Source organism: Nocardia sp. TBRC8007 (genome assembly GCF_056629435.1).
The window spans coordinates 205,730-231,336 of sequence record NZ_JBWSOR010000002.1; the positions used below are offsets into that span (position 1 = coordinate 205,730).

Here is a 25,607-nt window from a genome sequence, read left to right on the forward strand (position 1 = left end):
GCTACCGCAAGGTTGTCGATACCCAGGAGGACGACAATGAGCACAGTGAGCACGCCGAGCCGTTTCATTGCCGCGGCACAGCAGCGTGCGGCAGATCTGCTGCCGTTCGCGGACGCCGCGGATACCACCGATGTCGAGCGCGGTTTCATCGCCGCTTCGGAGTCGAGTGTGATTACCGCTGAAGACGGAACGGTCGTGTGGGATAACGACTCCTACGCCTTCCTGCGTGAAGCCTGTCCGGAGTCGGTTCACCCCAGCCTCTGGCGGCAGTCCGGGCTGGCATTGCGGCAGGGGTTGTTCGAGGTCACAGCGGGCATCTACCAGATCCGTGGTTTGGATCTGTCCAATATGACATTGGTCGAAGGAGACACGGGTGTTCTGGTAATAGATCCGTTGATCTCCGCGGAAACCGCGGCAGCGGGGTTGGCGCTCTACCGCGCGCATCGTGGCGACCGCCCGGTGACCGGATTGATCTATACCCATTCGCACGTCGACCACTTCGGGGGCGGGGTGGGAGTGACCACCGCCGACGAGGTCGCCGCAGGGCGATGTCCGGTGCTTGCGCCCGCTGGTTTCCTGGAACACACGGTGGCGGAGAACATTTACGCGGGCACAGCGATGTCTCGTCGTGCGGGGTACATGTTCGGTGCGGTGCTGCCGCGCGGTCCGCTCGGCTCGGTGGGCGCCGGGCTCGGTCAAACCACCTCGGTCGGCACGGTCTCGTTGATCCCACCCACCGTCGACATCACGAGGACCGGCCAGGAGGAGACGGTCGACGGGATACGGATGGTCTTCCAGCTCACGCCCGGTACCGAAGCGCCCGCGGAAATGAACTTCTATTTTCCGGAGCACCGCGCGCTGTGCATGGCGGAGAACGCGACCCACACCCTGCACAATTTGCTCACGCTGCGTGGTGCGTTGGTGCGTGACGCGCAGGTCTGGGCGAAGTACCTGACCGAGGCGATCAATCTGTTCGCTCGCGAATCCGACGTGGTCTTCGCCTCGCACCACTGGCCGACTTGGGGCACCACACGTCTGGTGGAATTCCTTTCGACACAACGCGATCTGTATGGGTATCTGCACGACCAGACTGTCCGGTTGTTGAACCAGGGGTATGTCGGAGCGGAGATCGCCGAGATGATCACGCTTCCGCCCGCTATCGCGGATGCCTGGCATGCACGCGGTTACTATGGCTCGGTCAGCCACAATGTCAAAGCCATCTATCAGCGCTACATGGGGTGGTTCGACGGGAATCCCGCACATCTGTGGGAGCATCCGCCGGTCGAATCGGCCAGGCGGCACGTGGAATTCATGGGCGGTGCGGACGAGGTGCTGCGCAAGGCGCGGAACTCCTTCGACGCAGGCGACTACCGCTGGGTGGCGCAGGTACTCAACTATGTGATCTTCGCTGATCCCGGTAACGAAGCGGCGAAAGCTTTGCAGGCCAGTACGTTCGAACAACTCGGCTATGGGGCGGAGAACGCGACCTGGCGCAATTTCTACCTCAGCGGAGCCTATGAACTGCGTTACGGCGTGTTCGGTACGCCGATCAAGGGCAGTGCGCTGTCGATGCTCACGGCGCTGACCGTCGAGCAGCTCTTCGACGCTATGGCGCTGCGGGTCGATGGCCCTAAAGCGTGGGACCATCGGCTGCTGGTGGATTGGATTCTCACTGATGAGGACCGCAGGCATCGGCTCGAGCTGCGCAACGGCAGACTGACTCACTTCGATGTCGGACCCGATATGCTCCTTCCTGAGCCGGACGCCGCGTTCACACTGGCCAAGACCACCCTGATCCGCGTGCTGCTGACAGGCGACGATTTCGGCGTCGCGGTCGCCTCGGGCGACATCGTCATCGAAGGAGACATCACCAAACTCGCCGAACTGGTCACCCTCTTCGACGCGCCGGACCCCGATTTCGCCATTGTCACTCCGTAGTGCTTCGGTCGATATCGCCGTGGGCGGTCTGTGGGGCGTACCGGTTTGAGTCGCAGAGGGGTGAGGCGCAAAAGCCAGAGGGGGTCCAGATACCCTGGGTCGTGGCGGCTACCGTCGTCCGAGCGCACCCCCCAGTGTAGGCACGGCGTGGCGCATCCCGGATGACCGGACATCAGTATGCCGATTCTGTCGCCACGCCCGACCCGGCTTCCTACGGGAACTTCGCCGCGCACCGGCTCGTAGGTCGTGCGCAGCCCATTGCGATGGCGGACAGACATGGCAGACTTGCCCGCCACCATTCCAGCGAAGACCACTATCCCCGCTCCCGCGGCGAGCACCGCCTGCCCCTCGGCGCCGGCCAGATCCACTCCACGATGTCCGGGCAGCCAGTTGTGTTGTGGTTTGTCGAATTGTCGTACCATCGCGGGCCGCGGTCGCAAGGGCCAGCCGAATCGTCCCTTCGGTTCTGCCGCCGCTATCGGCTCTATCGCGACAGCTGCGGTAAGGCCGATCCCGAGCACCACTGAAAGACGTCGGCAGGTTCGAATACGGCGGGATGAATTCATCAGAGCCGGGTCGTGACTTCCGCCGTGGTGTGCGTCACCTGCTATGTATACCGGAGATCGATCGGTGCGCACGGGTAGAGCACTGCCGGAGTGCGGGAGAGTGGGGGACGGCCGGTTCAGGGGGCGTCGAGGCCGGATTACCGGCACAGGGGCGGTGCGCGGCGTAGTGGCCAAGAGCGGGAGGGTGGAGAAGCGGAATCGAGGCACACCTCCACTGTCGTGCGCTGCGTGTCGTGTTCAGCGTTCGATGTGCCCGATGTGGATATGTTGCTCGCCTGTGGAAACTCCGGTCCGGTTCGATAGCGGATAGTGGATCGGACCGATTTAGAGCAGGGTGCGGGCAAGCCTTAGACTGGACGAGCGGTCTGTGCTCGCACCGACCGACTTCGCGCGCCACCTGTGCTTGTTCGTAACGGCGCTGCTCGAATGGAACTCGATGGCTCTGGGTTTCGAATGGAACTCGACGGCTCTGGGTTCGTGGCAGCCTGTGCGAAACAGTGAATCGTCGGCTGGTCCTCGCATGTGATGGGGTCCGGCGATTCGGTGGCGCCAGGGCAGTGGATCGCCGATTCGCTGCGTCAACCGGCAAATGAAAGAGAGTACGAGAGCCATGGCTGTCGTAACCATGAAGCAGCTGCTCGACAGCGGCGCGCACTTCGGCCACCAGACCCGGCGCTGGAACCCGAAGATGAAGCGGTTCATCATCACCGACCGTAACGGTATCTACATCATCGACCTGCAGCAGACGCTGACTTACATCGACAAGGCTTACGAGTTCGTCAAGGAAACCGTGGCCCACGGCGGCAGCGTCCTTTTCGTCGGCACCAAGAAGCAGGCCCAAGAATCGATCGCGGCCGAGGCGACTCGCGTCGGGATGCCGTATGTCAATCAGCGTTGGCTGGGCGGCATGCTCACCAACTTCTCCACCGTGCACAAGCGGCTGCAGCGCCTCAAGGAACTCGAGGCCATGGAGCAGACCGGAGGTTTCGAGGGGCGCACCAAGAAAGAGATCCTCATGCTGACGCGTGAGATGAACAAGCTGGAGCGTACTCTCGGCGGTATCCGCGACATGCAGAAGGTGCCCTCGGCCATCTGGGTCGTCGACACCAACAAGGAGCACATCGCAGTCGGCGAGGCGCGCAAGCTGAACATCCCGGTCATCGCGATCCTGGATACCAACTGTGACCCGGATCTGGTCGACTACCCGATTCCGGGTAATGACGATGCGATTCGTTCCGCCGCGCTGCTGACCAAGGTCGTCGCCTCCGCAGTGGCCGAGGGTGTGCAGGCGCGTGCCGGTCTGGCCGGTGGCGACGAGAAGCCGGAAGCGGGTGTGGGCGAGCCCCTGGCCGAGTGGGAGCAGGAACTGCTCGCGCAGGCTGCCCCTAGCGCCGAGGCCGCTACCGCCGAGACCGCCCCCGCCGAGACCTCGGCCGAAGCCTGAGACTCGTAGGCGATCACGAGTGAATGCCGTTGTGATCGCCGCTGCCAAGAACTCACACTTCTCCGAAGGAGGCTCGCCGACAATGGCGAACTACACCGCTGCCGATGTGAAGCGGCTCAGGGAGCTGACCGGCTCCGGCATGATGGACTGCAAGAACGCGCTGGCCGAGACCGACGGCGACTTCGACAAGGCTGTCGAACTGCTTCGTATCAAGGGTGCGAAGGATGTCGGCAAGCGCGCCGAGCGGACCACAGCGGAAGGCCTGGTCGTCGCCAAGGACGGCGTGATGGTCGAGATCAACTCCGAGACCGACTTCGTCGCGAAGAACGCGGAGTTCCAGCAGCTGGCCGCGCAAGTCGTCGCGGCGGCGGCAGCTGCCAAGCCCGCGGACTTGGAGACGCTGAAGGCCCTGGACCTGGACGGTAAGTCCGTCGAAGAAGCCGTGCAGGCTCTCGCTGCGAAGATCGGCGAGAAGCTGGAGCTGCGTCGTGTGGTCTCGCTGGACGGCCCGGTCGCCACCTACCTGCATAAGCGTGCTTCCGATCTGCCGCCTGCCGTCGGCGTGCTGGTCGAGTACACCGGTGCGGGTGACACCGCGGCCGAGGCCGCGCGGGCCGCTGCCATGCAAGTCGCCGCGCTCAAGGCCAAGTACGTGACCCGTGATGAGGTTCCGGCCGATATCGTGGACAACGAGCGACGTATCGCTGAGCAGACCGCTCGCGAGGAGGGCAAGCCGGAGGCCGCGCTGCCGAAGATCACCGAAGGGCGCGTCAACGGCTTCTTCAAGGATGTTGTGTTGCTGGAGCAGCCGTCGGTCACTGATTCGAAGAAGACCGTCAAGGCGCTGTTGGATGAGGCGGGTGTCACCGTGACCCGCTTCGCCCGCTTCGAGGTCGGCGCGAACTAAGTCCGTTACCCCAGTGCGCAGGCCCCTCATCGACCGGATGAAGAGAGTCCGGTCGGCGGGGGGCCTTCTGCTGCGGCTCGAACCGAATGAGGCAGGATAGGTGCCGCTACCCTGCTCGGTGCGCAAGCCCTGCCGTGAGCGCTGAATCATTGGAACAACCACTATCCATCGCCGAAGGAGACTGGAGACCCATGACGGACCCGGGGACCGATCGCCCAGGCTATCGCCGGGTATTACTCAAATTGGGTGGGGAGATGTTCGGCGGCGGCGAAGTCGGGTTGGATCCCGATGTCGTGCAAACAGTCGCCGAGCAGATCGCCGAGGTGGTCGCCACCGGTGTTCAAGTGGCTGTGGTGATCGGCGGCGGAAATTTCTTCCGCGGTGCCGAACTGGAGGAACGTGGTCTGGAGCGTGCGCGCTCTGATTACATGGGAATGCTCGGTACGGTCATGAACAGCCTCGCACTGCAAGATTTTCTGCAGAAGCAGGGTGTGGATACCAGGGTGCAGACTGCGATCACCATGGGACAGGTCGCCGAGCCCTACCTCCCGCTGCGCGCCAAACGGCACCTGGAGAAAGGACGAGTGGTCATCTTCGGTGCGGGTATGGGGATGCCGTACTTCTCCACCGATACCACCGCCGCGCAGCGTGCCTTGGAGATCGGTGCGGACGTAGTGCTGATGGCCAAGGCCGTCGACGGTGTGTTCACCGCCGATCCACGTGTCGACGAGACCGCGACCATGTATTCCGAGATAACCCACAAGGAAGTCATCGAGCGCGATCTCAAGGTCGCCGACGCGACTGCCTTCAGCTTGTGCATGGACAACCAGATGCCGATTCTGGTGTTCAATTTGTTGACCAAAGGAAATATCGCCCGAGCGGTCGCTGGTGAGAAGATCGGCACACTGGTTCGATCCTGAGACCTGCGGACCGCAGGTCATGACATGACGACGCTGTGGAGGGAACGGTCGTGATTGAAGAAGCGCTCTTCGATGCCGAGGAGAAGATGGAGAAAGCCGTCTCGGTGGCGAAGGACGATCTTGGAACCATTCGTACCGGTAGGGCGAATCCGGGCATGTTCTCCCGGATCGTGGTCGACTACTACGGGGCGCCGACCCCGATAACCCAGATGTCCAGCATCACGGTGCCGGAGCCGCGTATGGTCGTGATCAAGCCCTATGATGCGGGCCAGCTCGGAGTGATCGAGACCGCGATCCGTAACTCGGATCTCGGAGTCAATCCGACCAATAACGGTGACATCATCCGGATCACGGTGCCCCAGTTGACCGAGGAGCGCCGCCGTGAACTCGCCAAGCAGGCCAAGAGTAAGGGGGAGGACGCCAAGGTCGCCATCCGCAATGTCCGCCGCAAAGCAATGGACGAATTGAGTCGCATCCAGAAAGACGGCGAGGCGGGGGAGGACGAGGTCGGGCGGGCCGAGAAAGAACTCGACAAGACCACAGCGAAGTATGTCGGCCAGATCGATGAGCTGGTCAAGCACAAGGAAGCCGAACTGCTCGAGGTCTGATACCGCTCACAGTGTGCGATTAGCCCGAAGGCGGTAGTTTGCGTAAGCACAGAGGGCATCGTGAATGCCGCCGAGTGTGTACAACCGAAGGCCTGTTCGGGCGGGGATGAACGGAAAACAAGGTGAGCGACGGGACGATCGTGGCTGAGAATGCCGCCGCGACTGGTGCGGCCGAGGAGCCACCGATGAACGGTGGAGCCGATGCGATGCGCGAGTATGCGGACGATATCGGCGTATTCGGTTACGCACCGACCGCCGCGGCGATAGAAGGGGCTGATGCCGTGGCCGACCATCCCGCCCCGGTCAGAAGTCGTTCGCGGGCGGGCCGTGATCTGCCTGCTGCGTTGATTGTCGGCTTCGGCCTCGGTGTATCGCTGATCTTCATCCTGCTGTTCGCGCCGAAAGTGTTCATCGGCGTGGTCGGGGCCGCGGTCGCCGTGGCGACCTGGGAGGTCGCCAAGCGGCTTCGCGAAGCGGATGTACTTGTTCCGCGGGTTCCGTTGATCTTCGGTGGGCAGGCAGTGTTCTGGCTCGGCTGGCCCTATGGCGCGAGCGGTGTTATGGGCGCGTTCGCCGCCAGCGCGTTGACCTGCATGGTGTGGCGGCTGTTCGATCGCGGCTTGCAGACCGCGCCACGCAACTTCTTGCGCGATACTGCCGTCACGGTCTTCACACTGGCCTGGATCCCGCTGCTCGCCTCGTTCGCTATGCTGCTTTTGCTCGAGCCGGACGGCAACTTGCGCGTACTGACCTTCATGATCTTGGTGGTTTGCTCGGATGTCGGCGGTTATGTGGCGGGTGTGCTGTTCGGCAAGCACCCGATGGTGCCCTCGATCAGCCCGAAGAAGTCGTGGGAGGGCCTATGCGGTTCGCTGGTGTTCGCCGTGATCGGTGGGCTGCTCACGGTGACATTGCTGCTGCAGGCCGATTCGATGATCGGCGTCGTTCTCGGTATCGCTCTCGTGCTGGTGGCCACATGCGGCGATCTCATCGAATCGCAGATCAAACGCGAACTCGGCATCAAGGACATGGGTACCCTACTTCCGGGACATGGTGGCATTATGGACCGCCTCGACTCCATGCTGCCTTCAGCGTTCGTCTCCTGGTTGGTGCTGGCCACGCTTATCTGAGCTCGGCTCCTCTGCCGGATCAGGGGATCTACCCAGCCGTAGGCGGGTAAGGCAGCAGTACACACAGATGGGAGAATGACGCGATTATGACCGTCTCCCTGCCCTTGGTTTTCGATGCCCCACGCCGTGGCATGCCACCGCGCCATCTCGCCGATCTCGACGCCGAGGGTAGGCGGATGGCTGTCGAGGAGCTCGGCCTGCCGAAGTTTCGTGCCGACCAGATAGCTCGGCAGTACTATGCGCGCTTGCAGGCCGATCCTGCGCAGATGACCGACCTCCCCGCCGCTGTACGGGAGCGGATCGGCGAAGCGCTGTTTCCACCGTTGCTGAGCGTGGTCAAGCACGTAACGTGCGATAACGGTGGGACGAGGAAGACACTGTGGCGTGCGGGTGATGGCACGCTGCTCGAAAGCGTCCTCATGCGCTATCCCGATCGGGCGACGTTGTGTATTTCCAGTCAGGCCGGTTGTGGCATGGCTTGCCCGTTCTGCGCTACCGGCCAGGGCGGGTTGAACCGCAACCTGTCCACTGCGGAGATCGTCGACCAAGTGCGGGCCGCCGCGGCCGCCCTGCGAGACGGGGATGTGGCTGGTGGGCCGGGCAGATTGTCCAATATCGTGTTCATGGGCATGGGGGAGCCGCTGGCCAACTACAAGCGGGTGGTCGCCGCAGTCCGGCGGATCACCTCGCCCGCGCCGGACGGCCTCGGGATCTCCCAGCGCAATGTCGTGGTCTCTACCGTCGGGTTGGCCCCGGCCATACGCGCATTGGCCGATGAGGGACTGGCGGTCACGCTCGCGGTCTCCCTGCACACCCCCGACGACGAATTGCGCGATAGTCTGGTCCCGGTCAATAGTCGCTGGCCGATCGCGGAGGTGCTCGACGCTTCCCGGTACTACGCCGATCGGACCGGGCGGCGCATTTCGGTCGAATACGCGCTCATCCGCGAGGTCAATGACCACCCGTGGCGCGCGGATATGCTCGGGGAGAAGTTGCACCAAGCGCTCGGCTCTCGTGTGCACGTCAATGTCATTCCGCTCAACCCGACCCCGGGCTCTCGGTGGGATGCCAGTCCAAAGTCGGCCGAACACGAGTTCGTCCGCCGCGTAAACGCCAAGGGCGTGCCTTGCACGGTCCGCGATACCCGTGGTCAGGAAATCGCGGCAGCCTGTGGGCAGTTGGCAGCGGAGAACTGAATTCCGGTGGGATTCGCCGCACCATTGTGTGATGTCGACCCGGCTCCGGTGCTACCCAGATCGTCAGCCGCGATTTCTCGCCGGGCGGTTGGTGGCGGCGCGCTGTTCGACTTTCCTCGCTTCGATCCGTGCGTTTTCCGCACGGACTGCGATGTAGCTCTCGCGTTCGCGGATAAGCCATTCCGGTGGATCAGCGAGCAGGGCGTCGATTTCGTCGGCGGTGAGGGCATCGGAGATCTGGGCGCGTGCTAGTCCGGTATTGGAAACGCCGAGTTTACGGGCTACTACCGCACGGGGAAACGGGCCGGTGCGACGCAGTTCGACGAGCCATTCGGGCGGACTGTGGCGCAGTTCGTCGAGCTGGGTCCGGGAGATCGGGGCGTCGCGGAATTCCTCGGGCGCTGCTGGAAGATAGATGCCGAGCTTGTTCGCTGCGGTCAGTGGTTTCATCATCTGCGGTTTCCGCTCCGAGCTCACCGGTACACCCTATCGGGCGGCGCGGATGGTCTTTACCGTGCGGTGGCATACGCTTGCCTTGTGAATCGGTTGGAGTCGATTGATGTGGTGCGCTTGCGCCGTTTTGTCGCTGTCGCGCAGGAGTTGCATTTCGCGCGTGCGGCGAAGTCCCTACGCATCTCGCGGCAGAAGTTGAGCGCCACTGTCATCGACTTGGAAAAAGAACTCGGAACAAAGCTTTTTGTTCCGAACGCGCAGTCGACCCAGCTGACCGAAGAAGGACGGGAGTTACTCACGTGCGCGCGGGCGATCGTCACCGCCGCCGAGTCGACCGCAGCCGAGCAGCCCTCGGCTCCCGCCGTGCTACGGGTGGGTTTCGTTCCTGGCGTCACAGTCGCCAAGTGGAGCCGGATCTGGGGCGATCGGTTCCCACGCGGCACGCTGGAGCTCATCCCACTGGCGCAGGCGGATCAGGAGGCGGCCTTGCATTCGGGACATGTCGACATGTGCTTCGTGCGGCTGCCGATCAATCGCGACGGTATGAGCGCTATTCCGCTTTATCGTGAGGTTCCGGTCGTCGTAGTGCGCATCGATCACCCGCTCTCGGTGTTCGATGAGGCGAGTATGGCGGACCTGGCCGGTGAACATCTCTGGGACACCTCGGATGTCGACGCGGTCGCCGCCGCGCTGGAATCGGTCGCTGCGGCAGGTGGGGCAGCCATCGTGCCACACTCACTCGCCCGCCTGCACCATCGTCGTGATCTCGGCTATCGGCCGATGGCCGACGCCCCCGACACGGAGATCGCTTTGGCCTGGCCCGACGACCGCGCTACAGACCTGGTCGAAGACTTTATCGGTGTGGTGCGAGGTCGCTCCGTGCGCAGCTCGCGTACCCCTGTCCGGGATAGGGGGGAACTGCGAAAGGGAAGCCGGGTCGAGCGGACGGGTGGCCGTCCGACCTCCGCCATGAGAAGATCCGCTCGGCAGCGAAGGCGCTGAGCGAGCGCAGTCAGGCCCAGGTGGTGGCGCGTACCGGGCTGATTCTGGATGTCTCGAGCGAGAGCGGAGCTAGCGTGGTTTGCGCTGTAACACCGAGTCGCGGATCAGGATGGCTGCGAGCAGCGCGGCGAAGCCGACCAGGTAGAGGTCCTCGACCTTACCCTGGTGGTTGCCGATCAGCATGGCGAGCAGCAGGAACGCGATGATCCAGCCCGCCGTACGGAAGGTGCGGCGCGACTCGCCGCTCCATCCCCAGGCCGCGGAGGGAACTTCGGCGGGATCGACCCGAGTGACGATGCCGCGCTCGGTGTCGGCGTGTTCGAGTTCCGTGGCGGCCACGATCGCTCCTTTAGCTGTTCCAGTACCGAGTTCTCGGTACTCACTCGATGAGCTGTTGATACATATCGTGACATACGACGGTGCGTCGTTATAAGTCGGCCCGCGCCCATCGTGTGGGCTTCTCGCGGTAGGACACAATGAAGTTGTGTCCGACATCGTGAGAGTTCTGCTGCTGGGCAGCACCGGATCCATTGGTACCCAAGCGCTCGAGGTGATCGCTGCCAACCCCGATCGCTTCGAGGTGGTCGGGCTCGCCGCGCGTGGCGGCAATACCGCGTTGCTCGCCGCGCAGATGGCCGCCACCGGCACGCGTAATGTCGCCGTCGCCGATCCGGCCGCGGCAAGTCAGCTGGACCTCGCCCTGGGCGGTCCGGGTGCGGTGACCGAACTGGTGCGTCGCACCGAGGCGGATGTCGTGCTCAACGCTCTGGTCGGATCGCTCGGCCTGGAGCCGACCTTGGCCACCCTCCAATCGGGCGCCCGCTTGGCTCTCGCCAATAAGGAATCCTTGGTCGCGGGCGGAACTTTGGTGACGCGCGCCGCCGCTCCCGACCAGATCGTCCCGGTCGACTCGGAGCATTCCGCGCTGGCGCAATGCTTGCGCGGCGGTCGCGCCGAGGAAGTCGATCGTTTGGTGCTGACCGCTTCCGGTGGGCCGTTTCGAGGCTGGACTGCCGAGAAGCTGGCGTCGGTCGATCCCGCTGCGGCGAGAGCGCACCCCACGTGGTCGATGGGCCTGATGAATACGCTGAACTCGGCTTCGCTGGTGAACAAGGGACTCGAGCTGATCGAGACGCACCTGCTGTTCGGCATTCCTTATGATCGCATCGACGTCGCCGTGCATCCGCAATCGATCGTGCATTCGATGGTTACCTTCATCGATGGCTCCACCCTGGCCCAGGCGAGCCCGCCGGATATGAAGCTACCCATCGCGCTGGCGCTCGGCTGGCCGGACCGAGTGCCAGGTGCTGCCGCGGCGTGCGATTTCACCACCGCGTCCACCTGGACGTTCGAACCGGTCGACACCGAGGTCTTCCCGGCCATCGAACTGGCAAGGGCGGCTGGGCAGGCCGGTGGCAGTGTCACCGCGGTGTACAACGCTGCCAATGAAGTGGCGGTGCGTGCCTTTCTGGATGGAGCCATTCGTTTTCCAGACATTGTTCGCACGATCGCTGCTGTGGTCGAGGCGGCTGGGCAATGGCGTGCCGAGCCGGATTCGCTCGAGGAGGTCCTTGCCGCCGATGCCTGGGCGCGGGAGTTCGCCGCCACCCATATTCGGTCCTGAAGCGATCACGCGAATGACCGGACTCGCACCGTGAGCGGGTCCTGGCACACTGAACACGCACGGTGTGTCTATACCCGGTTATGGTGGTCGAAGTGCTCGCGGCCAGGAGCGGACGCGTGCGTGCCGGATGAAACGAGCTGCGCAAACGCAGGAGGGCTGTAGAGCAAATGGTGTTCGCTGTGGGATTCATGTTGTTCGCGCTCGGCATCACGATATCGATCGCGTTGCACGAATGTGGGCATATGTGGGCCGCCCAGGCGACCGGCATGAAAGTCCGCCGCTACTTTATCGGCTTCGGACCGAAAGTTTTCTCTTTCCGTCGCGGCGAGACTGAGTACGGTCTCAAAGCGCTCCCTCTCGGCGGCTTCTGCGATATCGCGGGCATGACGGCACTGGACGAATTGAGTCCGGAAGAGCTCGATCGCGCGATGTATCGTCAGGCCACCTGGAAACGACTGCTCGTCATGTCCGGCGGCATCATGATGAACTTCCTCCTCGGGCTGATCTTGATCATAGTTCTCGCGGTCGGTTGGGGGCTGCCGAACCTGAAACAGCCCGCGCCGACCACGTTGGGTGCCATGAGCTGTATCCGCGGTGAGCTTCCCGGCGGGATCTCGCAGGATTGCACGGGTCCAGGTCCCGCGCAGCGCGATGGCCTACGACGCGGCGATGTGGTCACCAAAGTCAACGGCGTTCCGGTGGGGGAATGGTCTCAGCTTGTCGCCGAGACGCAGAAGAGCGTGGGCACGATCAGGTACACCATCGAGCGCGATGGACAGACACTGGTGATTCCGGTGACGCCGGACCGAGTGATGCGCTACACGGACGGCGGGCAAGGACGTGAGATCAGTGCCATCGGAGTCGCCGCGGAATCCTATGGTCCAGTGCAGTACAACGTGCTTTCGGCAATTCCCGCTTCTGTCGCGTTCACTGGCGATCTCGCGGTCGAAACCTTCCGGTCCTTGGCTCGGATGCCTGCGAAGGTCGTGGACTTGTGGCAGGCAGTTACCGGCGGTGTCCGTGACCCGGAGACTCCCGTCAGTGTCTACGGTGCCAGCCGTATCGGTGGTGAGACCGCTGCCGCCGGCCTGTGGCAAGTATTCGTGTTGCTGCTGGCAAGCCTGAACTTCTTCCTCGGAGCCTTCAATGTTCTCCCCTTATTGCCGCTCGACGGAGGCCATATCGCGGTGGTGCTCTATGAGAAGATCCGTGATGTGGTGCGCGGCCTTCGCAGGCTGCCTCCGGGGGCTCCGGTCGATTATCTGAAGCTACTGCCGATCACCTATGCTTTCGTGGCGCTCGGCGGCGCCTATATGCTACTGACACTGACCGCGGACATCATCAATCCGATAGAGCTGTTTCCGTAATCAGATGGAGTTTTTTCCGCAATCGGCTAGCATATTCCAGGTATGCATAACTGCCCGTAGGTCTTTATCTATGCAATTATTCTGATACGGAAGGTGGCTCGTGAGTTGATCAACCGGGCTCCCTTTCTCCGGACCTTGCGCTCTTCTTGTTCGCGCGCTCCAGATGATCGAGTCATGAGTCGTGTGCTGAGAAGCCTGAGTATCGACATATTCTTGTATGCATGTATACATAAATATGTCGACAGAGCCGAACAGTCTTCCGGGTGAGTATCTTTCTATTCTCACTGGACCCTGCTACCCTATATTAGCGGTAGGCGATCGTCGCTGGGGCGCTGTTCTCCTAGCCTGTGAACTCGGTGGCATGATGGGTGTGTAGCGTACGTCGTCTGCGAAATTTTGCGGCAGAACGATTTTATCGAACCGGAGCTCACTGTTCCTGCGACGAGTTCGTTTCTTCCGCTTCAGCTGATCGGTCCGAATCCTATAGTGGTAGTTACTGAGCTGTCGGGTCACTGAGCGCTCGGGTACGTGGTCGATGACAGCGCATCAGCCGTTGAGCGAGTATAAGAAAAGGCATCTCGAATGTGCGGTATAAATGTTGTCGTATCGTGGTGTGTGGATCTCGGATCGGCCGAGATATCTGATCTACTCGGTGATATGAATAACCGGCTTGCACACCGTGGTCCTGATGACGCGGAGATATGGGTCGAGGGTAATGTCGGTATAGGGCATACGCGATTGAAAGTCATCGACCTCGAGGGTGGTCGGCAGCCTGTTGTCGGCGAGCGGTATGTCCTCGCGTTCAACGGCGAAATATACAATTATCTCGAGTTGCGCGAGGAATTGAGGGATCTTGGGTATGAGTTCCGGGAGCACAGTGATACCGAGGTTCTGAACACTGCATTGGAGTGCTGGGGCAAAGACGCGATCGAGCGTTTGAACGGTGACTTCGCATTCGTATTGCTCGACCGCGTGGACAAAAATATTCTCATGTGCCGTGATCGTTTGGGTGTCAAACCGCTATACTTCAAGATGGCGTCACGCTACGCGATTATTTCTTCCGAGCCGAAAGGGATTCTCACGGCCGAAAAACGAATAGATCCGGGCTCGGCGCCTGTCTTGAACCGAATGGGCTTACTGCAATCACTGCTCTATGGGAGCCCTCTTCCCCCGATGACTTTGTTCGATGGAATCGAGGCGCTTCGCGGTGGTGAATTCGCTTCCCTGTGTCTCCGGTCGGGACATCTGCGTCGTACTCGATACTGGGACCTTCCCGAGGGGGACAATACCGATAGTCGTGAAGAAGCGCTAGAGACGGTCAGTAGACTTCTGCGAAACTCTGTCGCGTTGCGGATGCGGTCGGATGTCGATTATTCGGTGATGTTGAGTGGTGGTCTGGACTCTTCTCTGGTGGCGTACCTTTCCAGTGAGATCGGTGGAGGCACCCGCGCGTATGCTATCGGTGAACATAAGGCGCAGGAGCATTCCGATAAGAGCTACATGACCGGATCGGATCTCGTCTATGCGCGAACAGTAGCCGCGGAAGCCGGACATACTCTGAAAGAGTTCGATCTGGCAGGTGGTGCCATCGAATACGGGCGACGCTGCGCGCTGGTTCGGGACAATGTGGTAACAATTCCCAGTGAGATTTCGATGTTGAAGCTCTACGAGAAGATCACAGAATCCGATACGGTGGTCCTGTCAGGCGAGGGGGCGGATGAAGTATTCCTTGGTTACTACTGGCAGACCGATACAAAGAAGTTATCTCCGTACTTCGCCTCGCGCAATGCGCGACTGGCATTCGCGGTGCTGAATCCAAAATTCATCAAGATGCGACGTGCCGATGTCGAAGTACGCAAGTACTTCGACAAAGAGATTTCCGCTCTGCCGCAGCGGATCAGGGAAGACAACGGAAAGATTATGCACTATCTACAACTCCGTTTCGTACTGCCATATCAACTCGACCGCGCCGATCACCTCAGCGCATCGCATTCCCTCGAGCTTCGTGTTCCGTATTGTGACCATCGACTCGCCGAGTATGTATTCGGTCTTCCTTCTGAATTGAAGTACGTCGAGGAGGAGAAGAAGCTTCTTCGTGATAGTTTTTCTGGTCGGTTCAATGATGACATCGTGTATCGCAAGAAGAGTATGTTTCCTTATTCGGAAGACCCTGCTCAGATCGAGAGCCTGCGTCGTGAGTTATTGCGGATATGCGCCGAGAGTCGCAAGCGAGGTGGAATTGTTTCGAAGATCTACCGGACGCCATTGATAATTCTGCTGGGTAGTGGAATTATTTTCCGCTATGTCCTGCGTATGGTGGGCATTTGTTATCTGCAGGCATTCGCATTACAAATCATCGCTATCGACGCTCTCGAAAAACAATACGGGCTCACTGTGCACGACGAGTCGAAAAATTGAGTCGCTTCTGCCATGGCCTATTCGTCGGAATCGGTAGCAGTGTGGGGTGCCTACAATGGCCGTTGCGGAGGAATGCGTAGTTCGGGGCGAGGTCACCAGCGCCTGTTCGGGCTATATCACAGTGGCGAACAGCCGCGCGAGACGGATTGTTGTCGCTGCCATGGGGTGGATGTAATGCGCCGGGGCTAGACTCGACACCATATAGGCCGAACACGACGAAAGTAGGCAGCCGAAGGTGACCAGCGCAATCGGATTGGGGATGCCGACCACTCCCGTGGCAGTGCTCGCTCCGCGGCGCAAGACCCGCCAGTTCCTGGTGGGCAATGTCGGGGTGGGCAGTGAGCATCCGATCTCGGTGCAGTCCATGACCACCACCAAGACGCACGACGTGAACGCCACGCTGCAGCAGATCGCGGAGCTCACTGCGTCCGGGTGCGACATCGTGCGGGTGGCTTGTCCGCGTCAGGAGGATGCCGACGCGCTGGCCGCGATCGCGCGGAAATCCCAGATTCCGGTGATCGCCGATATCCATTTCCAACCGCGCTACATCTTCGCGGCGATTGATGCCGGTTGCGCCGCGGTGCGCGTCAATCCCGGCAACATCAAGGAGTTCGACGGTCGGGTCGGGGAGGTCGCCAAGGCCGCGGGTGCCGCGGGGATACCGATTCGTATCGGCGTGAATGCCGGTTCGCTGGACAAGCGCATGCTGGCGAAGCATGGCAAGGCCACCCCGGAGGCGCTGGTGGAGTCGGCGTTGTGGGAGGCGAGTCTGTTCGAGGAACACGGGTTCGGCGATATCAAGATCTCGGTCAAGCACAACGATCCGGTGATCATGGTAGAGGCCTACCGTCAGTTGGCAGCGCAGTGCGACTATCCGCTGCATCTCGGTGTCACCGAGGCGGGCCCGGCTTTTCAGGGCACGATCAAATCGGCGGTGGCGTTCGGTGCGCTGCTGTCGGAGGGGATCGGCGACACTATCCGGGTGTCGCTGTCGGCGCCACCTGTCGAGGAGGTCAAGGTCGGTGCGCAGATCCTGCAATCGTTGAACTTGCGCCCGCGTAAGCTGGAAATCGTGTCGTGCCCGTCGTGTGGACGGGCCCAGGTAGACGTGTACACGCTGGCTCATGAGGTGACCGCGGGCCTGGAGGGCATGGCAGTGCCGTTGCGGGTGGCCGTCATGGGGTGCGTGGTGAATGGTCCGGGTGAGGCGCGCGAGGCCGATTTGGGTGTGGCTTCCGGTAACGGCAAGGGGCAGATCTTCGTCAAAGGCGAGGTCATCAAGACGGTTCCGGAGGCGAAGATCGTGGAAACCCTCATCGAAGAGGCCATGCGTCTCGCTGAGGAGATGGGTGAGGTCGCAGGCGAGCCGGTGGTTACCGTCGGCTGAACAGACCTCGGTGATCCCGACTGTCCGCCTGCGTTTTCAGAATGTGGATTCCGTGTGGCGCCGGTTCGTGGCAGGCTATCATCGTGCGGAGTCTGTTGGTGCCGACACGTCGGGCCGGATATGCCCCCATACGGCAGCTCACCAATCAGGACCTGGCGTGGGTTCTGCGAGTGCTGGATGCCGATCCGGTGGCTTCGTGCATGGTCGCCGCTCGGTTGCAGGAGTTCGGTCTGGATACTCGGTGCGGGCAGGGGGAACTTTGGACCAGGGACGATCCCGGGGTGTCGCTGTGCTTCTCTGGTGCGAATCTGGTGCCATTACTGGGCGACCGGTGCGCACTGCGCGCGTTCGCGGATCGGGCGCTCCGTTGGCCTCGCGCCTGTTCCTCAGTAGTCGGTCGTAAGGAACTGGCCCTGCCATTGTGGGAGATGCTGGTCGAACAGTGGGGACCTGAACGAGAGTTGCGTCCGGACCAACCGCTGCTTGCCCTCGCTCGGCCGCCACTGGTCACGCCGGATCCGGAGGTCCGCCGGGTGCGTCTCGATGAACTCGATCGTTACCTCACGGCGGCGATCGCCATGTTCATCGCGGAGATCGGTGTCGATCCCCGCACCTGTGATGACGGCCGTGGGTACCGCCGCCGTATCCAGAGCCTGATCGAATCCGGCCGCGCCTGGGCCCGATTCGAAGACGGGGAGGTTGTTTTCAAGGCAGAGGTCGGTGCGTTGTCCCAGCGCACCGGTCAGATCCAGGGAGTCTGGGTGCATCCGGAGCATCGGGGGAAAGGGCGTGGCACAGCGGGTACCGCGGCGATCACGAACGCGGTGGTCGCCTCGGGTCGTACCGCGAGCTTGTACGTGAACGACTACAATCAGATCGCTCGCCGTGCCTACAGCCGAATTGGATTCCGCCAGATCGCGACCTTCGCCACCATCCTGGTCGACTGATCGTCCACGGCGAATCTCGAGCCGTCGCGGGAATCCGCTGAACGAGCTGACGAAGAAAGCGTTGGATACGCGGATGACGGCATGTCCGTGACGTCTCGTAATTGAGTAGCTATTTATCACATCTTCGATAGATTTGCCTCGTGGGGTATATCGATATCAACGCGATCTCGTACAACCTTCCCGATGGTCGGGTGCTGCTGGACGAAATCTCGTTCCGGGTGGCCGAGGGGACGAAGACCGCGCTGATCGGCGCCAATGGTTCCGGCAAGACCACCTTGCTGCGGATAGTCTCGGGCGAGCTGGCTCCGCACAGCGGCGCCGTGACTCGAAGCGGCAGCCTGGGGGTCATGCGCCAGTTCATCGCGCGCGAGGGTGCCGACGTGCGCGATCTGCTGTTGTCGGTGGCGACTCCGCAGCTGCGCCAGGCGGCAGCGGCCGTGGACGCGGCGGAAGCGGCCATGATCGACCACGACGACACTGTGACGCAATTACGTTATGCGACGGCGCTGTCCGAGTGGGGAGACGCCGGCGGGTACGACGCCGAAGTGCTGTGGAATGTCTGCACAACCGAAGCGCTCGGCATGCCTCTGGAACGGTGTCGATGGCGTCGTGTTCAGACGCTCTCGGGCGGCGAACAGAAGCGTCTTGCCCTGGAAGCCCTGCTGCGTGGCCCCGACGAGCTGCTTTTGCTCGACGAGCCGGACAACTTTCTCGACGTTCCTGGCAAACGGTGGCTCGAGGACCGGCTGCTCGAAACAGAGAAGAGCGTTCTGTATGTGAGCCACGACCGCGAACTGCTGGCTCGTACCGCGCCGACCATCGTCACGATCGAGCTCGGCGCGGCCGGAAACACCGCCTGGGTGCATCCGGGCGGTTTCGAGACCTATCAGCAGGCTCGCACGGAGCGGTTCGAGCGCTTCGACGAGTTGCGCCGCCGATGGGATGACGAGCACGCCAAGCTGAAAACTCTGATGCGGATGTACAAGCAGAAGGCCTCTTACAACTCGGATATGGCCTCGCGGTACCGCGCCGCCCAGTCGCGTCTCGAGCGCTTCGAAATAGTCGGCCCGCCCCCCGCTCAGCCGCGGCAGCAGCATGTATCGATGCGGTTGCGCGGCGGGCGAACCGGCAAACGAGCCGTGGTCTGCGAAAGTCTGGAACTCACCGGGCTGATGAAGCCGTTCGACACCGAGGTGTGGTTCGGCGACCGGGTCGCGGTGTTGGGCTCCAATGGTTCGGGCAAGTCGCATTTCCTGCGCCTGCTCGCTGCCGGCGGCAGCGTTCCGGAGCCGGAACATGAGCCGGTGGGGGATGTGCCGATAGACCCGGTGGCGCATTCGGGAGTCGCGCGGCTGGGTGCCCGAGTCCGCCCCGGATGGTTCGCGCAGATACACGGACGTCCCGATCTGGTCGGGCGCACGCTGGTATCGATCTTGCATCGGGGTGATGAATATCGGTCGGGCTTGCCGCGCGAGGAGGCATCGCGGGTGCTGGCTCGGTATGAGCTGGCGGGTGTGGCGGAGCAGAATTTCGACTCACTGTCCGGCGGACAACAGGCACGGCTGCAGATCCTGCTGCTCGAGCTCAGCGGTGTGACCCTGCTATTGCTGGACGAACCCACCGACAATCTCGATCTCGTCTCCGCCGAGGCACTTCAGCACGCGCTCGACAGATTCGAGGGGACCGTACTCGCGGTCACCCACGATCGGTGGTTCGCGCGGGACTTCGACCGATTTCTGGTCTTCGGCGCCGACGGCGCCGTGTACGAGTCGCCCGAACCGGTGTGGGACGAAAAACGCGTAGTACGTCAGCGCTCATGACCGCGAGATGTATCGCCTTCACGATTTATCACATGCGCGATACAGTTTGCGGGTGCCGGCTCGGGTCGACCCGGAAATGCGTCGCAGGGAAGTCGTGGAGGCGGCGTTTCGGCTCGTGGTTTCCGAAGGTCTCGTCGGCGTATCGCTGCGTAAGGTCGCCGCCGAATCGGGGTTGAATATCGGATCTGTACGCCATTACCTCGACGATCACCACGACTTGCTCGTCGTGGTCATGACGGAAATCGGTGATCGCATGGGGGAAAGGTTCGCCAGGCATCCGGTCGAAGCACTGTTCGGGCTCACCGGCACACAAGCTGTCGACGCCATGTAAGCCTTGGTCGAGGAGCTGCTACCGGTCGATGACGATCGCCGCATCGAGTCGATTGTGCTGCTGGAGTTCATCTTTACCGCACGAGTGAATCCGATTCTCCGGTCGGTGACCGAACAGATGGCCACCGATATGCGTGAGGTGATCACGGACGCGCTTCGTGTTCTCGATGTACCCGAACCGGCCGAGCAGGCCGAACGACTCACCGCGATGATGGGCTGTTTGACCCTCGGTGCGGTGACACCACACGGATCGATCGGTGTCGAACGTCTCCGTAAGACATTGCGGGCGCACCTGTGCACGGTGTTGCTTCCCGCGCCGACTACTCACTGACCTGATACCCGCACTATCACCGAACCGATACCGCATAGAACGGGAAGTTGTGCCCGTATGGCTGTTCGCGCTACTCGTCGCGGCCGAACGAGCTCTGCGCACCCATACAGAAAAGTATGTGGCGGTAGTGGCGCTCGGTGTCACCGGTTCGATCGCTGCCGGTGTGCCGATCGGCACCTGGATCGGCGGTCGCTACGGTTGGCGCGCAACATTTGTCGCGGTGGCGGTGGCAGGCATCGCTACTTTGGTCTTCTTGCTCGCCACCTTGCCTCGCGAGCACGAGGAGACCGGCGAGGTATTTGGCATCTGCGACCAGCTGCGTGCGCTCGCCATCGCACCTGTATCCCTCGGGCTCCTGGCGAACACCCTGCTCATGACTAGAATCTCACTTATACGGTCTCATCCTCAGCGTGGTAAGCGTGCCCTTGCGTTCAGTCTGTCGGGATTCGCAGGCATCGTCGGTATCTGGGCCGGAGGCATGGCAACCGATCGCTGGGGCCCTGCCCGCACATTGGTCACCGGAATCGGCATCTTCATCGGCATAATGGAAGTGTTCTGGCTGCTGCGTCCGGTACCGTTCTCCATCCTTGTTGTGGTGGGCACGGTCTGGGGTGATATCGCGTTCTGGAACTCTCCGGCGATCCAAGCCCGCTTCTACCTGCTCGCCGGACCGCTCGTCGCTCGAGCCTCGGCGCTGTTGGTCCTCGCCATCGGAGCCTCGAAGCAAGTGCCGTTGCGCGAATGACCGGATATCGACCTCGAACTCTTCGGTTGTGGCCGTTCTCGGGCAACGGTGCAGGCTAGAGTGGCCTGCACCAGAAACTGACACGTTCCGGAGCAATAATCCTCGTCGCTTGCGACGCATCTGCGGACGACGAACGTCGGATACATCAGAGTTGTACCGTTGGCAGCCCTCTCAGCTCCCAGGAACATGTCCAGCCGAAACTCGGTATCGGGGACAAGCGCCTGCTGCCTCTTCCCGACAGTGGAGCGGGTTCTCTTGCGCGCCCCGTAGTTCGGGTTCTGCCGCGTTTGTCTGTGCGAGAGAGCACACCAAGGCGAGTTGCCCGGTGTGCGCAGGAGCTTCTGGTGAGTTTGCGTTTCTGAGCCGCGGGCCTTCTCCCGATCGTGAAGGGAGAGGGTCCGCAGTGAGTATGTGTAGCTCAGAACGCCTTGAAAGTTCGTGTCAAGGTTTTGGGTGCAGGTGCGTTGGGAGCATCCGGTTTAATCGAAACATGGACTGTGAAATTCGCTCCGTAGGTGGCAGTGTAGGTTCCGACCCCCTTGAAGTGCAGCGTCTGGTCAGCGTTGTTCAGCGAGAATCCTTCGGGCAGTGGGGGAGTCTTCACTGATTTCGGGGTCTTTCCGGTGTCTTGCGAATGTTTGATCGACTGATAGATCGGGTATACACCGCCGGGTGCGCAGATCCGTGGCTTGCTCGAGCAAGCCCATGGGAAGATGGAGCCGCCGATATCGGTGGTCAGGTCGACGTTTCCGCTGGCCACTGACTGCTGCAAGTTGACAGTGACGGTGGCTGTGGAGTGCGGGGGAACCTTGATGGTCTGTCCGGGAGCCGTGTAGGTCATCGACTGGGAGTTTGTAGTGCTGTGGGTCTGGCTGAAGCTCCAGGTCGTATTCAGTTCGGCGCCTACCTTCAGTGCCTTCCCGATATCCAGCGAGGCCGATACCTTGGTCCAGATGCTGAGCCCTTGCGTGACCGACGATGTCGTCGAGTTGGCTATGGTCTTGGAGAAGCTCTGGCTGGTCAGGTTCTGTTCCTTGTCACTGCTGTTCCGCAAGGTCGACGTGCCCGCGAACCACTGTTTACCCAGAGTGATCCGGGGACTTCCCGCGAGCGCCACGGCGGAATGGGTGAACGTCGCCTTAGCGTAATCCGCATAGGTGAAGTTCCAGAGCTGATCTCTGAGTACATCATCGAGCTTGGTGATCTTGGGGGTGGCCGCATGTGCGGGAATCGTCGCGAGGAAAACGGTGGATATCGCAGATATCATACCAGCAGCAACACTGATGCTACGTTTCATGGTCAGATCCTTCTCCGCTTGCTCAATTCTTGAATACTGCAGGTGCTCGATGATGCGCACCAAATCCACCACGACTGTGTCGATGGACTTCTGGCGAAGCTCAGTAGACACGTCCCCGTGAGATATTGTCAACGAAGTTCGTTTTTGTTCTTTTTCTTCATAATGGTCCTGACTGAGATCTGATCATGCGTGGTGATCGGTTTGGTGCTCTGCGTATCCTATTTCATAGCGGTGGAGCGGATTCCCTTGTGCTGCCCGCGTTTTCGGTTTCTGTCGCGTCTTTCTGCGCGAAATGGTGCACTGAGGTGAGCTGCCCGGTGTGTACAAGAATTTCTGGTGAACTCGCACTCCTACCTGCGGCCCCTCTCTCCGATCGTTAGATGAAGAAGGTCGCTCCGAACTGTGATAACCCTTTTCGCTGAGGGAAATTAATCGCGAGTGAGGAGCACCTTTCCGATGACATTGCCCAGCAGGCAATGCCGAATTATCCGCCGCCGCGTGACGGCTTCCGTTCGTCCGATCGACTACCGCGGGTCCGAGCGTTCGCCGACCGACATAAGAGCGCGTCGCGGCACCGGTACGAATGGGGCTACTACACCTGCCGTCCGTTCACTGAGAGTCCCTATGCCAAGGGACGCTTATCTGTTCAGGTTCGTCGTGCCCGGCCCGCGGTGAGCCGCTGTAGTGCTCGTTCTACCCGTCCTCGTCGCTGACCTACTCCGAGTGGGTACCACTGGAGCCTCTGTTGCAGCCACCCGGCAATACCGCAGGCTAAGATGGGTGACCGGAGAAATGGCCACGCCGGCTGATCCTGGACGCGGTGTTCTACCTGGCCCGGGATGGAATTGCCTGGGCACAGCTGCCGCGCAGCTTCCACGTAACTTAAACGGATAGCGCTCATTGCCTGGTGCCTGCCGATGCTGGACAGCTCTCCTGGGTCAATCCCGATGCAGGGTGGCTGCGAGATGATGTCGTAGTGGTTCGCCGACCGCCGCCATGCGCAGTGTGTAGTGGATGGTGTCGCCGGACAGGCGGATCGAGCGACTCAGGGCGGTTACGAGTTTCGCGGTGCCGCTGCGCCCGATGCTGGTGGAGTCCACCTCCATACGTAGTGTGCCGTCTTCGATGGCGAAGGATCCCTCACAGATTTCGGTAAGCCCGGTGGGGTGAGCGACGATCAATTCGATGTGACCGGGGCGCGGGCAGCGCAGATAGCCGGTTTCGCCGTGCAGTAGTCGGCCGTCGTCGATGGCACGGGTTTTTTGCTGGTAGGTGAGGAATGGTCGACCGAGATGACCGAATCGGATTTCCTCGATATAGCTGAATGGTCGAATAGTCGGGTACTCGCCGTGCCCGCTACCGCGCCAGGTGCCGAGCAATGGCGCGAGCGGAGCGATATCCGGATGTGGAGCAATAGGGGACTCTGGTTCGACCACAGCAGCCAGCCTAACTCGTAGGCGGCATACCGTTCCGGCGCTCCCTGCGCATATCCGAAATAAGGATAGCTTCATCTTATTCAGTTGTAAGACTGTCGGCGGCGTCCAGGGCTCGGATGTCTCAGGCGAGCGCTTCTACGGCTTCGTCCGGACGGCCTTGGCGGCCGAGCATGATGGCGTTGGAGATGGCGACCATGGCGGTCTCTGGTAGCTATCCGCCTCGCCCGAAGAGCCGGAACGACCGATGGCGCCGTCGCGGCAATGTCGCGTGCGCTATGGTCATATCGGCGAACATCTCCGCTTCCCGCTCACGATCGGCGCCGAATTCGGCGCGACCGAGCACATGTTCGATCGAGTACGGTGAGATCGAGGGCGGGATGACGGACACCGTGGGCGGCGTCGGCTGGTCGCGCTCGCGGTCTGTGTGATGGTCCAGCAGCATGTGGCCGATTTCGTGCACGATGATGTGGTCGGCATGATGACTGGACGTCGTGGTGTCGTACACGATGATGTCGTCGTGTTTGCGTGCTACCCACAGACCGCTGCCGCGGCAGCCGCTGTCGGTCAAGGTTGCCTTGGGAACGGGGTGCAGGCTGATCGAACGGCCGCGGTACGTGGCCACCGCAGCCAGATACGCGGTCAGATTCCACGGGCTGGGGAGGGGCACGGTCCGGATCGCGGCTCCGAAACGGGATTCCATGCTGGTCATCGGGGCCCACCTTACCCATAGGACGGTGGCCGGTCATCTGTGGCGCCGGGGCGCCAGTAGTCGACGAACCTTCGGCGGACCATAGACGCGGTCATGCCGCGGGCAGTTGGTGGATGGACCACGCCTAGTCCATCCGGCGTGCGGCATCCACGATCATGGCGACGGAATCCCTAGGGCTCAACGCCATGGCGCGCAATTGGTCGAAGATGACGCCGAAACGGCGGATCTCAGCATGTCCCTCGATCAGTTCGTCGCCCGCGATGCCTTCCACGTAGACCAATTCGGGGTCGGCGGGCTCGGGGAAGTCCAGCAGAGTGAAGGGGCCGGCCATGCCAGGATGCGCGCCCGCGTCGAACGGCATGATCTGTAGGATCACGTTCTTGCGCTTGGTTTCCTGCAGTAGTCGTTCGAGTTGGCCGCGCATCACCGCGGGGCCGCCGACAATGCGCCGGATCGCGGCCTCGTCCATGACCACCCAGAGCTCGAGCGGTTTTTCTTTGGACAGATTGGCGGCACGATCCATCCTGGCTTTCGCTCTGCTCTCCATAACCGATGCCGCCAGCACGGGCATGGAGGTGCTGATTACCGCGGTTGTGTACTCATAAGTCTGCAAAAGCCCTGGGATGATCGAGCTTTGGTAGTGGCGGGCCGACCGGGCCTCTGCCTCGAAGTTGATATAGGCGGCGTATACCTCCGTCACGCTGCCTTCGTAGGCACGTGCCATACCGGGTTTCAACGCATCCGCCAACAATGCCAGCGCATCCTCACGTTGAACGTCGCCGATGCCGTACAGGTCGAGCATCGCCATGAGGGTGCGTCGCTGCGGGCGGGCCTGCGCGGTCTCGATCCGATACAGCGTGGTGACATTGATCCCGGTCTTCGCGCTGACCTCTTCTTTGCTGAGCTGGGCGTTTTCGCGCATCTCATGCAGCATCGCCGCCAGCCGCCGCAACCGGACGGTCAGGACGGTGCGCTTGCCTGCCATCAGAACAACCCCTTCGGTCCGCGCACTTGCTGGAACGCGTTACAGCG

Annotated in this window: 23 protein-coding genes and 2 pseudogenes; 18 read left to right on the forward strand and 7 right to left on the reverse strand. The window is 61.7% G+C overall.

Annotation, left to right across the window (positions count from 1 at the left end; genetic code table 11):
• Positions 1–36: 36 nt before the first annotated feature.
• Complete coding sequence (locus ACX4ZE_RS03555) at positions 37–1,938, forward strand: alkyl/aryl-sulfatase (protein WP_480271814.1); 1,902 nt, start codon at positions 37–39, stop codon at positions 1,936–1,938.
• A 38-nt stretch (positions 1,939–1,976) separates the two neighbouring features.
• Here ACX4ZE_RS03555 and ACX4ZE_RS03560 read toward each other — a convergent pair.
• A pseudogene (locus ACX4ZE_RS03560) lies at positions 1,977–2,504 on the reverse strand (M23 family metallopeptidase); the annotation flags it as partial.
• A gap of 610 nt (positions 2,505–3,114) precedes the next feature.
• On the opposite strand from ACX4ZE_RS03560, the gene rpsB reads away from it, so the two are divergent.
• The 6 genes from rpsB (at position 3,115) to rlmN (ending at position 8,709) form a co-directional block, all read left to right on the forward strand.
• Entirely contained in the window at positions 3,115–3,948 is an 834-nt protein-coding gene (rpsB, locus tag ACX4ZE_RS03565) for a 30S ribosomal protein S2 (protein WP_480271815.1), read from the forward strand.
• A gap of 82 nt (positions 3,949–4,030) precedes the next feature.
• A complete protein-coding gene (gene tsf / locus ACX4ZE_RS03570) occupies positions 4,031–4,855 on the forward strand; it encodes a translation elongation factor Ts (protein WP_480271816.1) in 825 nt (274 codons plus the stop codon).
• Between the two features lie 191 nt (positions 4,856–5,046).
• Positions 5,047–5,775, forward strand: coding sequence for a UMP kinase (gene pyrH / locus ACX4ZE_RS03575; protein WP_480271817.1), 729 nt, complete (start codon positions 5,047–5,049; stop codon positions 5,773–5,775).
• Positions 5,776–5,825: 50 nt separating this feature from the next.
• Positions 5,826–6,383: a ribosome recycling factor gene (gene frr, locus ACX4ZE_RS03580; RefSeq protein ID WP_480271818.1), complete on the forward strand. Its 558-nt coding sequence runs from the start codon at positions 5,826–5,828 to the stop codon at positions 6,381–6,383.
• A gap of 206 nt (positions 6,384–6,589) precedes the next feature.
• Positions 6,590–7,513, forward strand: a complete 924-nt coding sequence (locus tag ACX4ZE_RS03585) for a phosphatidate cytidylyltransferase (RefSeq protein WP_480271954.1) — start codon at positions 6,590–6,592, stop codon at positions 7,511–7,513.
• Positions 7,514–7,599: 86 nt separating this feature from the next.
• The gene (gene rlmN / locus ACX4ZE_RS03590; protein WP_480271819.1) at positions 7,600–8,709 is read left to right on the forward strand and encodes a dual-specificity RNA methyltransferase RlmN; all 1,110 of its coding nucleotides are present in this window, start codon (positions 7,600–7,602) and stop codon (positions 8,707–8,709) included.
• Between the two features lie 63 nt (positions 8,710–8,772).
• Here rlmN and ACX4ZE_RS03595 read toward each other — a convergent pair whose 3' ends face one another.
• Complete coding sequence (locus ACX4ZE_RS03595; RefSeq protein WP_480271820.1) at positions 8,773–9,186, reverse strand: DUF5997 family protein; 414 nt, start codon at positions 9,184–9,186, stop codon at positions 8,773–8,775.
• A 60-nt stretch (positions 9,187–9,246) separates the two neighbouring features.
• On the opposite strand from ACX4ZE_RS03595, the gene ACX4ZE_RS03600 reads away from it, so the two are divergent.
• The gene (locus ACX4ZE_RS03600) at positions 9,247–10,164 is read left to right on the forward strand and encodes a LysR substrate-binding domain-containing protein (protein WP_480271821.1); all 918 of its coding nucleotides are present in this window, start codon (positions 9,247–9,249) and stop codon (positions 10,162–10,164) included.
• Between the two features lie 69 nt (positions 10,165–10,233).
• Here the strand turns inward: ACX4ZE_RS03600 and ACX4ZE_RS03605 are convergent, their stop codons facing one another.
• Positions 10,234–10,503, reverse strand: a complete 270-nt coding sequence (locus ACX4ZE_RS03605; protein WP_480271822.1) for a DUF2631 domain-containing protein — start codon at positions 10,501–10,503, stop codon at positions 10,234–10,236.
• Positions 10,504–10,648: 145 nt separating this feature from the next.
• On the opposite strand from ACX4ZE_RS03605, the gene dxr reads away from it, so the two are divergent.
• The 10 genes and pseudogenes from dxr to rpsN form a co-directional block, all read left to right on the forward strand.
• On the forward strand, positions 10,649–11,788 hold the full coding sequence (gene dxr, locus ACX4ZE_RS03610) for a 1-deoxy-D-xylulose-5-phosphate reductoisomerase (RefSeq protein ID WP_480271823.1): 1,140 nt from the start codon (positions 10,649–10,651) through the stop codon (positions 11,786–11,788).
• 167 nt (positions 11,789–11,955) lie between these two features.
• Entirely contained in the window at positions 11,956–13,155 is a 1,200-nt protein-coding gene (locus ACX4ZE_RS03615) for a M50 family metallopeptidase (RefSeq protein WP_480271824.1), read from the forward strand.
• A 582-nt stretch (positions 13,156–13,737) separates the two neighbouring features.
• Positions 13,738–15,573 (forward strand): asparagine synthase (glutamine-hydrolyzing), encoded by a 1,836-nt coding sequence (gene asnB, locus ACX4ZE_RS03620; protein ID WP_480271825.1) that lies wholly within the window; start codon positions 13,738–13,740, stop codon positions 15,571–15,573.
• Between the two features lie 235 nt (positions 15,574–15,808).
• The gene (gene ispG, locus ACX4ZE_RS03625; RefSeq protein WP_480271826.1) at positions 15,809–16,960 is read left to right on the forward strand and encodes a flavodoxin-dependent (E)-4-hydroxy-3-methylbut-2-enyl-diphosphate synthase; all 1,152 of its coding nucleotides are present in this window, start codon (positions 15,809–15,811) and stop codon (positions 16,958–16,960) included.
• 83 nt (positions 16,961–17,043) lie between these two features.
• On the forward strand, positions 17,044–17,907 hold the full coding sequence (locus ACX4ZE_RS03630; RefSeq protein WP_480271827.1) for a GNAT family N-acetyltransferase: 864 nt from the start codon (positions 17,044–17,046) through the stop codon (positions 17,905–17,907).
• A gap of 140 nt (positions 17,908–18,047) precedes the next feature.
• A complete protein-coding gene (locus tag ACX4ZE_RS03635; protein WP_480271828.1) occupies positions 18,048–19,727 on the forward strand; it encodes an ABC-F family ATP-binding cassette domain-containing protein in 1,680 nt (559 codons plus the stop codon).
• Between the two features lie 52 nt (positions 19,728–19,779).
• Entirely contained in the window at positions 19,780–20,058 is a 279-nt protein-coding gene (locus ACX4ZE_RS03640; protein WP_480271829.1) for a TetR/AcrR family transcriptional regulator, read from the forward strand.
• 3 nt (positions 20,059–20,061) lie between these two features.
• Positions 20,062–20,388 (forward strand): TetR family transcriptional regulator C-terminal domain-containing protein, encoded by a 327-nt coding sequence (locus ACX4ZE_RS03645; RefSeq protein ID WP_480271830.1) that lies wholly within the window; start codon positions 20,062–20,064, stop codon positions 20,386–20,388.
• A gap of 49 nt (positions 20,389–20,437) precedes the next feature.
• Positions 20,438–21,133, forward strand: coding sequence for an MFS transporter (locus ACX4ZE_RS03650; RefSeq protein ID WP_480271831.1), 696 nt, complete (start codon positions 20,438–20,440; stop codon positions 21,131–21,133).
• Positions 21,134–21,409: 276 nt separating this feature from the next.
• Positions 21,410–21,481, forward strand: a pseudogene (gene rpsN / locus ACX4ZE_RS03655) (type Z 30S ribosomal protein S14); the annotation flags it as partial.
• 70 nt (positions 21,482–21,551) lie between these two features.
• On the opposite strand, the gene ACX4ZE_RS03660 reads toward rpsN, so the two are convergent.
• From ACX4ZE_RS03660 to ACX4ZE_RS03675, 4 genes are all read right to left on the reverse strand, one after another.
• Positions 21,552–22,541 carry an ETX/MTX2 family pore-forming toxin gene (locus tag ACX4ZE_RS03660; protein ID WP_480271832.1) on the reverse strand — a complete coding sequence of 330 codons (990 nt, stop codon included), beginning with the start codon at positions 22,539–22,541 and terminating at the stop codon, positions 21,552–21,554.
• 827 nt (positions 22,542–23,368) lie between these two features.
• Positions 23,369–23,866 (reverse strand): peroxynitrite isomerase, encoded by a 498-nt coding sequence (locus tag ACX4ZE_RS03665; RefSeq protein ID WP_480271833.1) that lies wholly within the window; start codon positions 23,864–23,866, stop codon positions 23,369–23,371.
• Positions 23,867–24,077: 211 nt separating this feature from the next.
• Positions 24,078–24,575 carry a hypothetical protein gene (locus ACX4ZE_RS03670; RefSeq protein ID WP_480271834.1) on the reverse strand — a complete coding sequence of 166 codons (498 nt, stop codon included), beginning with the start codon at positions 24,573–24,575 and terminating at the stop codon, positions 24,078–24,080.
• A gap of 124 nt (positions 24,576–24,699) precedes the next feature.
• Complete coding sequence (locus ACX4ZE_RS03675; RefSeq protein ID WP_480271835.1) at positions 24,700–25,560, reverse strand: helix-turn-helix domain-containing protein; 861 nt, start codon at positions 25,558–25,560, stop codon at positions 24,700–24,702.
• Between the last annotated feature and the right edge of the window lie 47 nt (positions 25,561–25,607).

Bases quoted from the DNA above. Each gene is read 5' to 3' on its own strand.
- ACX4ZE_RS03670 (WP_480271834.1), bottom strand. From the start codon at position 24,575: ATGACCAGCATGGAATCCCGTTTCGGAGCCGCGATCCGGACCGTGCCC.
- ACX4ZE_RS03675 (WP_480271835.1), bottom strand. From the start codon at position 25,560: ATGGCAGGCAAGCGCACCGTCCTGACCGTCCGGTTGCGGCGGCTGGCG.
- rpsB (WP_480271815.1), top strand. From the start codon at position 3,115: ATGGCTGTCGTAACCATGAAGCAGCTGCTCGACAGCGGCGCGCACTTC.
- tsf (WP_480271816.1), top strand. From the start codon at position 4,031: ATGGCGAACTACACCGCTGCCGATGTGAAGCGGCTCAGGGAGCTGACC.
- ACX4ZE_RS03555 (WP_480271814.1), top strand. From the start codon at position 37: ATGAGCACAGTGAGCACGCCGAGCCGTTTCATTGCCGCGGCACAGCAG.
- rlmN (WP_480271819.1), top strand. From the start codon at position 7,600: ATGACCGTCTCCCTGCCCTTGGTTTTCGATGCCCCACGCCGTGGCATG.
- ACX4ZE_RS03585 (WP_480271954.1), top strand. From the start codon at position 6,590: ATGCGCGAGTATGCGGACGATATCGGCGTATTCGGTTACGCACCGACC.
- ACX4ZE_RS03615 (WP_480271824.1), top strand. From the start codon at position 11,956: ATGGTGTTCGCTGTGGGATTCATGTTGTTCGCGCTCGGCATCACGATA.
- pyrH (WP_480271817.1), top strand. From the start codon at position 5,047: ATGACGGACCCGGGGACCGATCGCCCAGGCTATCGCCGGGTATTACTC.
- asnB (WP_480271825.1), top strand. From the start codon at position 13,738: ATGTGCGGTATAAATGTTGTCGTATCGTGGTGTGTGGATCTCGGATCG.